The sequence below is a fragment of the Rhodococcus sp. KBS0724 genome (genome assembly GCF_005938745.2).
GTDB lineage: Bacteria > Actinomycetota > Actinomycetes > Mycobacteriales > Mycobacteriaceae > Rhodococcus_F.
Map to the genome: position 1 here is coordinate 925900 of NZ_VCBX02000001.1, position 13196 is coordinate 939095.

General features: G+C 60.3%; 13 protein-coding genes. 8 read left to right on the forward strand and 5 right to left on the reverse strand.

The window, feature by feature from the left end; all coding sequences use genetic code 11:
• The first annotated feature begins 57 nt into the window (after positions 1-57).
• From htpG to FFI94_RS04260, 6 genes are all read left to right on the forward strand, one after another.
• Positions 58-1986, forward strand: a complete 1929-nt coding sequence (htpG, locus tag FFI94_RS04235; RefSeq protein ID WP_138871887.1) for a molecular chaperone HtpG — start codon at positions 58-60, stop codon at positions 1984-1986.
• Positions 1987-2142: 156 nt separating this feature from the next.
• Entirely contained in the window at positions 2143-2682 is a 540-nt protein-coding gene (locus FFI94_RS04240; RefSeq protein ID WP_138871888.1) for a DinB family protein, read from the forward strand.
• A gap of 82 nt (positions 2683-2764) precedes the next feature.
• Positions 2765-4345 carry an FAD-binding oxidoreductase gene (locus tag FFI94_RS04245; protein WP_138873590.1) on the forward strand — a complete coding sequence of 527 codons (1581 nt, stop codon included), beginning with the start codon at positions 2765-2767 and terminating at the stop codon, positions 4343-4345.
• On the forward strand, positions 4342-5259 hold the full coding sequence (locus FFI94_RS04250) for a diacylglycerol kinase (RefSeq protein WP_138871889.1): 918 nt from the start codon (positions 4342-4344) through the stop codon (positions 5257-5259). Before FFI94_RS04245 ends, FFI94_RS04250 begins: the two co-directional genes overlap by 4 nt.
• A 75-nt stretch (positions 5260-5334) precedes the next feature.
• Positions 5335-5991, forward strand: a complete 657-nt coding sequence (locus FFI94_RS04255; protein ID WP_138871890.1) for a potassium channel family protein — start codon at positions 5335-5337, stop codon at positions 5989-5991.
• A 47-nt stretch (positions 5992-6038) separates the two neighbouring features.
• On the forward strand, positions 6039-6725 hold the full coding sequence (locus FFI94_RS04260; RefSeq protein WP_138871891.1) for a TetR/AcrR family transcriptional regulator: 687 nt from the start codon (positions 6039-6041) through the stop codon (positions 6723-6725).
• 8 nt (positions 6726-6733) lie between these two features.
• Here FFI94_RS04260 and FFI94_RS04265 read toward each other — a convergent pair whose 3' ends face one another.
• Positions 6734-7918 carry a metallophosphoesterase gene (locus FFI94_RS04265; protein ID WP_138871892.1) on the reverse strand — a complete coding sequence of 395 codons (1185 nt, stop codon included), beginning with the start codon at positions 7916-7918 and terminating at the stop codon, positions 6734-6736.
• A 122-nt stretch (positions 7919-8040) separates the two neighbouring features.
• Here FFI94_RS04265 and FFI94_RS04270 point away from each other — a divergent pair, with 122 nt between their 5' ends.
• Positions 8041-8658: a GyrI-like domain-containing protein gene (locus tag FFI94_RS04270; protein ID WP_138871893.1), complete on the forward strand. Its 618-nt coding sequence runs from the start codon at positions 8041-8043 to the stop codon at positions 8656-8658.
• On the opposite strand, the gene FFI94_RS04275 is transcribed toward FFI94_RS04270, so the two are convergent.
• From FFI94_RS04275 to FFI94_RS04285, 3 genes are all read right to left on the reverse strand, one after another.
• A complete protein-coding gene (locus FFI94_RS04275) occupies positions 8637-9581 on the reverse strand; it encodes an oxygenase MpaB family protein (protein WP_260683845.1) in 945 nt (314 codons plus the stop codon). The genes FFI94_RS04270 and FFI94_RS04275 overlap by 22 nt on opposite strands.
• Before the next feature lie 65 nt (positions 9582-9646).
• Entirely contained in the window at positions 9647-10036 is a 390-nt protein-coding gene (locus FFI94_RS04280; protein ID WP_033232374.1) for an RNA-binding S4 domain-containing protein, read from the reverse strand.
• Positions 10037-10095: 59 nt separating this feature from the next.
• Positions 10096-11691, reverse strand: a complete 1596-nt coding sequence (locus FFI94_RS04285) for an MFS transporter (protein ID WP_138871894.1) — start codon at positions 11689-11691, stop codon at positions 10096-10098.
• A 119-nt stretch (positions 11692-11810) separates the two neighbouring features.
• On the opposite strand from FFI94_RS04285, the gene FFI94_RS04290 reads away from it, so the two are divergent.
• Positions 11811-12260 carry a MarR family winged helix-turn-helix transcriptional regulator gene (locus FFI94_RS04290; RefSeq protein ID WP_138871895.1) on the forward strand — a complete coding sequence of 150 codons (450 nt, stop codon included), beginning with the start codon at positions 11811-11813 and terminating at the stop codon, positions 12258-12260.
• Between the two features lie 75 nt (positions 12261-12335).
• Here FFI94_RS04290 and FFI94_RS04295 read toward each other — a convergent pair whose 3' ends face one another.
• Entirely contained in the window at positions 12336-13184 is an 849-nt protein-coding gene (locus FFI94_RS04295; RefSeq protein WP_033232372.1) for a 3-hydroxybutyryl-CoA dehydrogenase, read from the reverse strand.
• Between the last annotated feature and the right edge of the window lie 12 nt (positions 13185-13196).

A 13196-nucleotide genomic window follows, 5' to 3' on the forward strand; every position in this document is an offset into this window, starting at 1 on the left:
GCATTCGAGGTCAAGTAAAATCCCTGTGACCAGTAACGAGAAGAGAAGGGGATCGAAGTGACCGCGCATACCGAGCAGCTCGAGTTCCAAGCAGAAACACGTCAGCTGCTGGATTTGATGGTTCATTCAATCTATTCGAACAAGGACAGTTTCCTTCGTGAGTTGATCTCCAACGCTTCGGACGCGCTGGACAAACTCCGTCTCGAGGCATACCAGGACAAAGACCTCAATGTCGACGTCTCCGATCTTCACATCGAGATCGACATCGACAAGGACGCACGCACGCTCACGATCCGCGACAACGGCATTGGTATGTCGCGTGACGAGGTCATCGACCTGATCGGCACGCTCGCCAAGTCCGGCACCGCCGAGGTGCGTCGCAAGCTCAAGGAAGCAAAGGACGCTGCGGCTTCCGAGGAGCTGATCGGTCAGTTCGGCATCGGTTTCTACTCCACGTTCATGGTCGCGGACAAGGTCACGTTGCTGACCCGCCGCGCCGGTGAAGATCATGCGACGCGCTGGGAGTCCACCGGCGCGGGCACGTACACGCTCGAGCATGTGAACGAGGCGCCGCAGGGCAGCTCTGTGACACTGCACCTGATGCCCGAAGATTCCGAGAACGGCCTGCACGATTACACGTCGGAATGGAAGATCAAGGAACTGGTCAAGAAGTACTCCGACTTCATCGCGTGGCCCATCCGCATGGATGTCGCTCGCACGTCGACGCCGGCCGAGGGTGACGAGCCCGAGGTCACGATCGAGACCGAGACAATCAACTCGATGAAGGCGTTGTGGACTCGCTCCAAGGACGAAGTGTCCGAGGAGGAGTATAAGGAGTTCTACAAGCATGTGAGCCACGCCTGGGACGAGCCGCTCGAGGTTATCCCGATGAAGGCCGAAGGTACTTTCGAATACCAAGCGCTGCTGTTTATTCCGTCGACGGCACCGTTCGATCTCTTCATGCGTGAGCGCAAGGCCGGCATCCACCTGTACGTCAAGCGCGTCTTCATCATGGACGACTGCGAAGAGTTGGTGCCCGACTACCTGCGTTTCGTCAAGGGTGTAGTTGACGCACAGGACCTCTCGCTCAATGTTTCTCGTGAAATTCTGCAGCAGGATCGTCAGATTTCGGCGATCCGTCGTCGACTGACCAAGAAGGTCCTCTCGACCATCAAGGACATGAAGGCAAACGAGCCCGAAAAGTACTCGACCTTCTGGACCGAGTTCGGCCGCGCGCTCAAGGAAGGCCTGATGGCCGATGCCGACAACCGTAAGACGTTGCTCGACATCTCATCCTTCGCCTCGACCAACAGTGAAGATGGCGTGACCACGCTCGCCGAGTACGTCGAGCGTATGAAGGACGGTCAGGAACAGATCTACTTCATGACCGGCGAATCTCGCCACCTCATCGAAAGCTCCCCGCACATGGAGGCTTTCAAGGCCAAGGGCCTCGAGGTTCTGATTCTCACCGATCCTGTCGACGAGATGTGGGTCGACGCGGTTTCGGACTTCGACGGCAAGACCTTCCAGTCGATCGCGAAGGGTGAGGTCGACCTCGACACCGAGGACGAGAAGAAGGCTGCCGAAGCCGAGCGTGAAGAGAAAGAAAAGGAATTCGGTGCGCTCCTGACGTGGCTGACCGAAACCCTGTCGGACGACATCAAGGAGACGCGACTCTCGACGCGACTCACCACGTCGGCTGCCTGCATCGTCGGCGACGCATTCAGCATGTCGCCGACGCTCGAGAAGATGTACCGGGCATCGGGACAGCCGGTTCCGCACAGCAAGCGGATCCTCGAGCTCAACCCGTCGCATCCTCTCGTGACGGGTCTGCGCGATGCGCAGGCGGCAGACGGCGATGCTGAAAACCTCACGGAGACAGCACAGTTGTTGTACGGGATGGCGTTGCTCGCCGAGGGCGGCGAGTTGAGCGATCCGGCGCACTTCACGCGCCTGCTGGCCGACCGTTTGGCTCGCACCGTCTGATCTTCGTTCCAGTTCGGTCGACACTCCCGGCATCCGCCAATCAGGTGGATGCCGGGAGTTTTTTGTGGCGAAAATTTTTAATGAGGACCGTTTCTGTCCGCAATAGGTTTTAACGTAGTTCTCACAGAGCTTGAACCCACTACCGAAGGAAACATCATGAACGCACCGACCCTCACCGTCACCGGCGAACGTGCAGATCTCCTCCAGAGCCTGCGTCAGCATCGCGAATTCCTTCTCTTCACCGTCAAGAACCTCACCGACGAACAGGCGGCATCGAGGCCGACCGTGAGCGAACTGTGCCTCGGTGGATTGATCAAGCACGTGGGTCAGTCGGAGCGGGGTTGGGTCGACTTCATCCTGGAGGGACCGTCCGGCCTGGGCGGAGATTTCGATCCCACCGAGTGGTCGGAGGAGATGCAACAGGAGCGCGCGAAGGAGTTCGCGATGGTGGCGGGCGAAACATTGGCCGGCATTGTGGCTGAATATGAGCAGATTGCTGCCAGGACGGACGAGGTGGTGGCATCCTTGGACAGCCTCGACCTCTCGCATCCGTTGCCGTCTGCGCCGTGGTTCGAGCCTGGTGCACGCTGGTCGGCGCGTCGAGCGCTGTTGCACATCATTGCCGAGACGGCCCAGCATGCGGGCCACGCGGACATGCTTCGCGAAGCGATCGACGGTTCCAAGACAATGGGATGATCGACCCGCGTATGTTTACACATTGCATCAATGTGTAACACTAGTATCTATGAGCACCGAGAGATCTGCCTTGCAACCGCCGATGCAATGGGACGCGTGGGGCGATCCGGCAAAGAAGCGTGAGCTGTCGGACGCGGTCATAGCTCTGCTGACCGGATTTCTTGGTGTATCGGCCCCGAAGCAATCCCGACAAGCCATTGAGGACGCGCGAGTGACGCCGTCCGCTCTTTCTCCGGCGCACGTCGAAGCGCTGGCCGATGTTGTCGGTGCGGAGTACGTGACGACCGAGGATTCGGATCGAATTCTTCGGGCGGGAGGCAAGAGCACGCCGGACCTGCTGCGTCGTCGCAGCACGGACCCCCAGGACGCGCCGGATGCCGTTGTCACACCGGGAACAGGCGCGGAGGTCGAGCAAGTTCTGCGGTACTGCTCGACCAACAGGATTGCCGTAGTCCCGTTCGGCGGCGGCACGAGCGTCGTCGGCGGACTTGATCCCATCAAGAACGGGTTCGACACGGTTCTTTCTCTCGATCTTCGACGGTTCGATCAGCTCGTTTCACTGGACGAGGAATCAGGCATCGCTACCTTCGGTGGCGGAACTACCGGGCCCCGCGCCGAGGAGTTACTGCACGAGCACGGATTCTCCGTCGGACACTTCCCGCAGAGCTTTCTCTTTGCCACGCTCGGCGGGTTCGCGGCGACGCGTTCCTCGGGCCAGGCGTCGGCTGGTTACGGACGTTTCGAAGACATGGTCCAGGGCCTCACCGTGGTCACCCCGAGTGGAACGCTCGAGACGGGGCGGGCACCGGCATCTGCGGCCGGTCCGGATCTCGGCGAGCTGTTCGTGGGCTCCGAGGGGACCTTCGGTGTCATCACGCACGTCCGGGTGCGTGTTCACCGACTGCCCGAGACGACAGTACGAGAGGGATGGAGCTTCCCCGACTTCGCGACCGGCGCAGCGGCATTACGTGAGCTTGTCCAGGAAGGTTCGGCTCCGACCGTACTGAGGTTGTCCGACGAAGCGGAAAGCGGCGTGAACCTGGCGACCACCGACAAGATCGGCGAAAACGCTTTCACCGGCGGCTGCCTTGGCATCACCACCTACGAAGGAACGGCTTCGCACACCGCAGAGCGGATGGCGGAAGCCCGCGCAATTCTCACGGCGCACGGCGGAACATCGCTCGGGGAGGAGCCGGGAAACAGTTGGGAACACGGACGATTCGATGCGCCGTATCTGCGCGACGCTCTGCTCGACGTCGGCGCCCTGTGCGAAACCCTCGAGACAGCAACAACGTGGGGCAACCTTGCGAACCTGCGCTCTGCGGTCACGGAGGCGTTGACCACGGCATTGGTGGAGCAGGGCACTCAGCCGCTAGTGATGTGCCACATTTCGCACACCTACAAGACCGGTGCGTCCCTGTACTTCACCGTCGTGTGCGCTCAGACCGAAGATCCGATCGCTCAGTGGCACAAGGCGAAGACCGCTGCCGGTGACGCCATCATCGCTGCCGGTGGCACGATTACCCATCATCATGCGGTCGGTGCGGACCATCGGCCGTGGATGAAAGACGAAATCGGCGAATTGGGCGCTGATATTCTTCGCGCAGTAAAGAATGCAGTGGACCCCGCCGGCATCCTCAATCCTGGAAAGCTGATTCCTTGAGCCAAACCCGCAGTCAGATCGAGAAGGTAACCGTCCTGATCAATCCGATGGCGGGACACGGGCATGCGCCCACTGCCGGCCGCAAAGGTGTTGCGCGACTGCGTGAACGTGGAGTTGCGGTAACCGAGATCATCGGCACCGACGCGGACGACGCCAAGAAGCTGGCATGCCGGGCAATCGCGGAAGGTACCGACGCTCTCGTGGTGGTCGGCGGGGACGGCGCCATCAGTATCGGACTGCAAGCGGCAGCGCTGACGGACACGCCGATCGGACTCATTCCTGCGGGCACGGGAAATGATCACGCCCGCGAATTCGGCATTCCCACAGGTGATCCCGAAGCTGCAGCCGACGTGATCGCGAACGGCATCGTGCAGCAGTCCGATCTCGCGAAGATCACGCTGGACGACGGGTCGGTGGTGTGGTCCGGCACGATCATCGCCAGTGGATTCGACTCGTTGGTCAGTGAACGGGCGAACAAGATGTCCTGGCCGAAGGGGCGGATGCGCTACAACCTCGCGATGCTCGCCGAGTTGGCAAAGATGCGGCCGCTGCCGTACCGGATCGAACTCGACGACGAGGTGATCACCATGGACGCGACGCTCGTCGCGGTGGGTAACGGGCGCTCGTACGGCGGCGGCATGCTTATTACGCCAGGGGCGTCGAAGACGGACGGTCTGCTGGATCTGACTGTCGTCGGTCATGGTTCGCGCTTTCGTCTGGTGCGACTCTTTCCGCGGGTCTACAAGGGAACGCACATCCATTTGGATGCAGTGCAGACGTACCGATCCAAGAAGGTCCGGCTTGTTTCCGAGGGCATCATCGCGTACGCCGACGGCGACCGAGTGGGGCCGTTGCCGATCACCATCGAAGCGGTGCCTGAGGCGTTGAATATTCTGAGCGCTCAACCTGTGTAGTCCGAGGGGTTTGCCGTCCAGACGCAGGTGCTGGCGCAGCCGACGGGATTTCTCCTCCGTCTGAACGAGTGGATCATGTGGGCGGCGTGGGCTGCTTTTGCAGTCGACTACGGCGTGCGGTTGTGGTTGGCACCGAACCGCAGCCATTGGTTCGTTCGGCACTTGCTGGACTTGGCGATGGTGGTGGTTCCGATGCTGCGTCCGCTTCGTTTGCTTCGACTGGTCACCCTTCTCGCAATAATTCATCGCTCGAGCGGGCAGAGTCTGCGCGGTCGTGTGGTTGTCTATGCCACCGGTGCGAGCGCGCTGTTGATCTGCGTTGCCGCCTTGGCGATGCTCGACGCAGAGCGTCATGCACCAGGGGCGGCGATCACGTCGTACGGACAAGCGTTGTGGTGGGCGATGGAGACTGTCACGACCGTCGGATACGGAGACATGGCTCCGATCACCACTACCGGGCGACTGATCGCCGGCGGATTGATGATCGGCGGAATTGCGTTGTTGGGCATCGTCACTGCGACGCTCGCTTCCTGGTTGGTCGAGCGAGTGGCGGAACAGGACGAGACCGCGCAGGCTGCGACGCGGAAGCAGGTGGCAGATCTGGCCGAGGAGGTTCGGGCATTGACTACTCGTCCGCGCGGTGCCGATCTCGCATCCGTTGACACCGATGTGCTGCGCCGTGAATTGGCGTCGAGAGGTGCTCTGCCGCTGGGCTCGCCGTCGGAGAACTGATTCGCGGGGCAGGTAACAATAGACTGGTGGTCTGATATTCTGTCCGGATGGTGGCGACTCACGGATTCCAGCGCGCGCGCAGACCGGAGCAGATCGAGGCGCGGCGATGCGCCATTCTCGATACCGCCCGCGCTTTGCTCGGATCCAGGCCTGTTGCCGACATCAGTCTGCGCGAACTCAGTGAAACCGTTGGACTGGCAAAGTCGAATGTGCTGCGGTACTTCGACAGTCGTGAGGCCATCTTTCTCGAAGTTCTGGACGAGAACTGGGTGGCGTGGCTCGACGGGCTGGAAGCGTCACTGATCCCCACTGACGACGAATCGCCGTTTGCCGCCGAAATTCATGTGGCCTCGACGATTGCGGAATCACTTGTCACTCAACGGTTGTTGTGTGAATTGTTGAGTGTCATGGGGAGTGTTCTCGAGAAGAACATTTCGGAAGAATTTGCGCGTGACTTCAAAAAGCGTGCAACGGTCAACATGACTCGACTTGCATCGCTGGTGCATTCGCAACTGCCTGACCTCGGGGACAGCGATGTGGCACATTTTGCCAAGGCGACCGTGGTAATCGTCGCCGGGATGTGGCCGTACGCGGAACCCTCGAAATCCGTCGCTGTTGTTCTCGATGAGATGCAGACACCGCCTGCCGCTGCAATGTTTGCCGAAGGACTCCGGGAGGGTCTGGTCAATCAGCTCGTCGGGTTGTCGGCACTAGCGGCGACCCGAACGAGCTGACGGACAGTTCAGGAGCTGTGCAAGGTCAGTACGGTGATCTCGCTCGGCGCGAAGACCCGGAACGGTGGGCCCCAGAATCCTGTGCCGCGGCTCGTGTACAGCTGCGTGCGTTCGCCATGACGGCTGAGTCCGGACACTGACGGTTGATCGAGTTTGACCAGTAAGTTGAAAGGCCAGATCTGACCGCCGTGCGTGTGCCCGGCCAGCTGCAGATCCACTCCAGCAGCAGCGGATTGGGGAACCTGTTTGGGCTGATGGGCGAGCATCAGGATAGGGAGGTCGGGATCGGCTCCGGTCAACGCCTCCTCGAAGTTTGCGCCATGCCCTTCCAGTCCTGACCCCAACGCGGTGGCGTCGTCGACACCGGCGATCACGAGGCGGTCGCCGCCCTTGGTGACAACGATGTGACGGTTGTGGAGCGAGTCCCAGCCGATCGACGTCATGTAGTCGAGCCATTCCTGTGCCTCGTGGAAGTACTCGTGATTTCCGGTCACGTAGACGCGGGCGAGCGAGGCGTCTACCGAAGCGAGCGGAGACGATTGGTTGCGTCGCTGCTCGACTGTTCCGTCGGCGATGTCTCCGACATGGGCCACGATGTCGGCGTCGAGTTCGTTGACGGCGGCAACAACGCTGGCGGACCACTTCGCCCGGTTGATCGGACCGAAATGGGTGTCGGTGATTGCGACGACGCGAAGCTTGTCCATCCCGGCGCCGAGGCGGGGAATCGTGACGTCCACGTGCTTGATCCGCGGCAATCGCATCGCTTCTCGATAACCCCAGATCAGTAGAACTACCGAGATGATCAGTGCTGCAACGGCAACGATGCGTGCGCGAAGTGGGTTCTCCACACCGCCGGCAAGTAGGCCGAGGCGTAAGACCTCACCGAGCAGTGTCCAGACGAACACCACCCAGATGATTCCGAGGAGTGCATCGCCGACCAGTCGAAGTCGATCACGATCGGTGTGTCCATTGCTGAGCACAATGGTCGCCGGCAGGGCGATCAGGAGGGCGGCAAATACAACGGTGCCGATTATGGTCACGGCGGTCGGCCAGTCCGGCCGAATGACCAAACTCCACCAGGGATAGCCGAACAGCAACGCCAAGATCGACGCAACGGTCGCGCTGATGGCGACGATTCGTAGTGGCTTGCGTCGCTGAACGTGGGCGACGTCGGTCGCCGGTGGTGTAGTCACCCCGTCCAGAGTAAAGGTCCACTGGTCTATTAACAAGGGGACGGCGGTCCGCTATTTGGACGTCGGTACCTTCGGATAGGTTTCGAGATGTTGGAGCTTGATCCGAGACCAGGTGGTGGCACATGGAAAAGTTCGACGTCAAAAAGGCGTACAAGGAACTGTATGCGCCCAGCCGGCGCGATTTTTCGCTGGTGACTGTGCCGCGTTTCGGCTACTTTGCCGTCGACGGTCACGGTGATCCCAATACTGCCACCGAATATTCCGAGGCGCTCGAAGCCCTGTATGCGCTCTCTTATGCGACCAAATTCGCGAGCAAGAAGGAAATGGACCGGGACTTTGTGGTGGGACCGCTCGAGGGTTTGTGGCGGGCCGACGATCCCGAGGTGTTCGTGACGCGAGACAAGGCGTCGTGGGACTGGACGATGATGATCGCGCAGCCCGAGTGGATCACGTCAGCTGAACTGTCGGCTTCGATTGCCTCGGTGGGTGCAAAGAAGAACCTCGCAGCTCTCGACAAGGTGCGATTCCTCGAACTGGAGGAGGGCTTGTCTGTCCAGATTCTCCATATCGGGTCGTACGACGACGAAGCTCCGACGTTGGATCGCCTGCACAACAACTTCATTCCGGCGAACGGTCTGAGTTTCAATGGAGATCATCACGAGATCTACCTCAGTGATGCACGTCGGACGCAGCCCGAGAAGCTCAAGACAGTTCTGCGTCAGCCTGTTTCGAGGCCGTGATTGCGGATCCCGGCATACGCGCGTGGTGCATATCGCGCACGTAGTGGCAGAAGATGCCAGAAACGATCCGACAGCGTCAGAAAACGTGCGAACCAGACGTAGAGGCGCTCATCTCGCGCAGTCCATTCCCATTCGAGGGTCGCGCGCGCCTTGTCAGGCATCAGTGCCTTGGAGATCCAGTTCGAGGCAGCAACCGTTGGGCGCGAGATGATCGTCCACGCCCAACGTGGCACCTTGGGCGGTGGTGCGATTCGGTGTTCGGCGACGCCTGTCGACCACTTGGTGGTGTGGGTATTGATCAAGTGATTATCTAGCATGTCTTCCCAGTAGTCGCGGAAGCTCGCGTAGTTGTCGAAAGCCGGCCGGTCGGTGAGGCCGTAACAGCGCCACCACGTTACGGCTTCGCGGACAAGCTGGTCCTTTTGTTTTTCGGTGAATTTCTTGTAGGCAAACCGTTCGTTGAAATCGAGGATTACCTCGAAGAACGTGACGTGTGTCCACCAGAAAGTGTCCGGAGCCAGTGCGTGATATCGCCGGCCGTTCTCATCGGTTCCCTTGAGTTCGGTGTGAAAGTTGCGTACCAGCGTCCCTGTGCCGTGATCGTTGCGGTCGTACACAACGCCGTAAATGGGGGGAAGCGAGCGGAACAGCCGATCGAGGGGATCGTTGAAGAAGTTCGAATGATCTTGCAGCGCACCGCTGACCGCTGGATGCATGTTCTGCAGGGTTCCCGCGCGTGCGAGGTACAGCAAGCCGCGATTGTCGCCGAAGTGACGCCATGTCAAGGAGCCTGGGCCGATGGGAGCAGCGCGAAGGGTACGCGACTCAGGATTGTCGACCGACTTCTCGGAAACCGTATCTGCATCGTTGGTCATTGCGGTGACCTCTGCCTCTCGCACGGAGATGACAACGCGTGTTGTCATATTTCGACTTTCGCGTCACCGAGCAAAAATGTCAATGGTTATCCGGAAATTGGCGCCATCGAAGTTCAGAGATCGATTCCCCGTAGTTTCTCGAGATCGCGTCGTTCGCGCTTGGTGGGGCGGCCCGCTCCGCGATCGCGCATCGGTATCGACGCCAACAGTTCCGGCGGTGGCGGCGGCGGCGAAATGTCCTTCAAGCAGTCGTCGACAAGGACTGCGCCAACCCGTTTGGTGATGGGTTTGACCACGACGACGATGCGCTCGACACCTGAAACGCGTACCCGAACTTCATCGCCGGCTTTCACTTGCTGAGCAGCTTTTGCCGATGTTCCGTTCACCCGCACATGGCCGGATCGGCACGATGCCGCAGCTTGGGACCGGGTCTTGAACAGGCGGACAGCCCACGTCCAACTGTCCACGCGGACACTGATCGCGTCGGGAGGTAGTTGGGCCATGGCCACGACGATACCGGCCGCGCGACTGCTGATGCGTCACGCACCTTATGTCGACGCGACTAAGGAACCTTGACGGCAGGCGATGCGTCCGCTGGCTCCTTTTGCTCGATGTCGGCCAGTTGCTCGATACCGGTTTTGGTGCCGAGAACGGCATTCGGGAGAAAGATGACGCAGATCAGGGCGATGACGGCAAACGGAATCGAAATGAGGAATACCTCCCCAATGCCCTGCCCGTACGCCGATTCGACGACGTTTCGTACCGGATCTGACAACGTGTCGATGTTCGGGAGCGAACCCTGCGTCAGGCCACTTGCCGATCGGGGAATGCCGGATTCTTGTAGTCCGTTCTCGATTTCGGTATCGACCCGCGTAGAGAGTGCTGCTCCGAGCATGGTCACGCCGAGGACGCCGCCCAGGCTGCGGAAGAATGCGGCGGCGGAGCTGGCCGCGCCGATCTCGCGAACGTCCGTGGCATTTTGTACAACAAGGACAAGGTTTTGCAGCAGCATGCCGAGGCTGAGACCGACGAGCGGAAGAGCAAGAAAGAGCACGGCGATATTGGTGTCGACTCGCAAGGTCGAGAGCAGGATGCTGGCGACGGTGAGTAGCGAGGCTCCCGTGATCAGCCACGGCTTCCAGTGTCCGGTGCGAGAGATGAGCCCACCCACGACGGTGGATGCGATGAGGTTTCCGGCGACCTGCGGGAGTGTGATCAGACCGGCGCCGGTGGCCGATGCGCCGCGGCTGAGCTGCATGTACTGGCTGATGAAAATGGAGACGCTGTAGAGGACTATGCCAACGCACATGCTGGCCACGATCGACAGGGTGAAGGTCCTTCCCCGGAACATGTGCAGGGGGAGGACCGGGTCCTTGACCTTGCTCTCGACGCCCAACGTCACGGCGATCAGCACCGCTGTGCTGACGCCCATGCACCAGGACACCGCAGAGCTCCATTCGAAGACCTTGCCGCCGAGTGAGAGCCAGATGAGGAGTGTCGAGATCGCGGCGGTGAGAAGGACGGATCCGATGTAGTCGATCCTTCCGGTTCCTTTTCGTCTAGGCAGGATGAGCTTGAACTGGATGACGATCATCGCGACTACTGCAAAAGGAATGACAATGTAGAAGTTCCAACGCCAGCCGATGGTGTCAGTGACGAGTCCACCCACGAGAGGTCCGCCGGCGGTGCCGGCCACGACGATGGCCCCGAGGACGCCCATGTACTTGCCACGTTCGCGAGGGCTGATGATGTCCGAGATGGCGATCTGGGAGAGGGTGATGAGCCCGCCGGTTCCGATTCCCTGAATCAACCGCGCTGCGATCATCATTGGCGGCGCGCTCGCGAAACCGGCAGCAAGGGAGCCGGTTATGAAGATCAGGAGCGCGATGTGCAGAAGAAGTCGCCTACTGACAAGGTCGGCAAGCTTGCCCCAGATCGGAGTGCACACCGTCACCGCGAGCAGTGACCCGGTGACGATCCAGGTGAGGGTTGTCTGGTCTCCGTTGAGATCGGTGACGATACGAGGAAGTGATGTGTTGATCACCGACGTCGACAACACGGCGACAAGCATTCCGATGAGGATTCCGCCGAACGCTTCGTTCACTTGGCGTCGAGACATTGTCGGCGCTGGTCCGTTTTCGGCGGTCGATTCCATCATTCGGTTTCCTCGCGTAGCTGTCAGACCCGGCAAAGTATGTGACTGAAGTCAATCATCTTTAGTTGATTGACGCAACTATTCCATGAGTAGGCCGACAGGGGAGGTTCTATGCTGACCAAGTGAGGTCGACACAACCTGAAGCTGATATTCACGCGATTCAATGGGCAATCCGGCGGCTCGTGCAAGGTTCCCGCAAGACACTGATTGCCGACGCGGGTGCGGTAGCGCCGGAGATGACGCCGGCTGCGTTTGTCATCATGACCCGCATCGTCGACATGTTCCCCGTGTCGCCCGCGGCCATCATCGGGGTCACAGGTTTGGATCGAAGTGTGGTGAGTCGTAATCTGACCGCCCTCACCAGAGAGGGCTACGTGGTGTCCGAATCCGATCCACATGACGGACGGGTTTCGCTGTTCTCCCCGACGCCGGATGCTGCGGCAAAGTTCGGCGACGTGAGACAGATGAATCACGACCGAATTGCCGACGTGCTCGGTGACTGGACGCACGAGGATGTGTCGACGTTCATCACGTTGTTGGAGCGATTCACCAAATCTGCCTACGAGAGTTGAAGGCGCGCTCTACTGAAAGACTTTCGGCCCCACACCTTCGAAAAGGTATGGGGCCGAAAGTAAGAGCTGAAACGGCTAGGCGTAGTCGTAGAAGCCGCGGCCGGTCTTCTTGCCGAGGCGTCCGGCGTCGACCATGCGGCGCAGCAGCGCCGGCGGAGCGTAGTGCGGCTCGGCGAACTCTGCGTACAGCGACTCTGCCGCTGCGAGAGCAACATCGAGGCCGACGGTGTCGAGGAGCGTCAGCGGGCCCATCGGGTAGCCGCAGCCGCCCTTCATGGCTTCGTCGATATCTTCTGCGGTGGCGTAGCCGGAATCGAGCATCCGGATCGCCTGGCACAGGTAGGGGATGAGCAGTGCGTTGACGATGAAGCCCGAACGGTCGCCCGCACGAACTGTCTTCTTGCGCAACGTGTTCTTCGCGTAGTCGGTGACCGCGAGGACGGTCTCTTCGGACGTGGTCAGGCTGACCACAATCTCGACGAGCGGCATGACCGGCACCGGGTTGAAGAAGTGAACGCCGACAACCTGGCCGGGGCGCGAGGTGGCCTTGGCGATCTTGATGACGGGGATCGACGACGTGTTGGTCGCCAGAATGCCGGCAGGCTTGACGATTTTGTCGAGCTTGCCGAAGATCTCGTACTTGAGGGCTTCGATCTCGGGAGCTGCCTCGATCACCAGATCGCGATCGGCGAACTCTTCCATGTCCAGGGTGACGCGGACGCGAGCGATGGCGGCGTCTGCTTCTTCCTGGGTGATCTTGCCCTTGGCTACGCCGCGGTTGATCGACTTGGCGATCCGCTCGCGTGCGGAAGCGGCAAATTCTTCCTTGGTTTCGAGCACCAGTACCGAGCTACCGGCCTTTGCACATACCTCGGCGATGCCGGCACCCATGGTGCCGCCGCCGATTACGCCTACAAGTTCCACAATTCTCCTCAA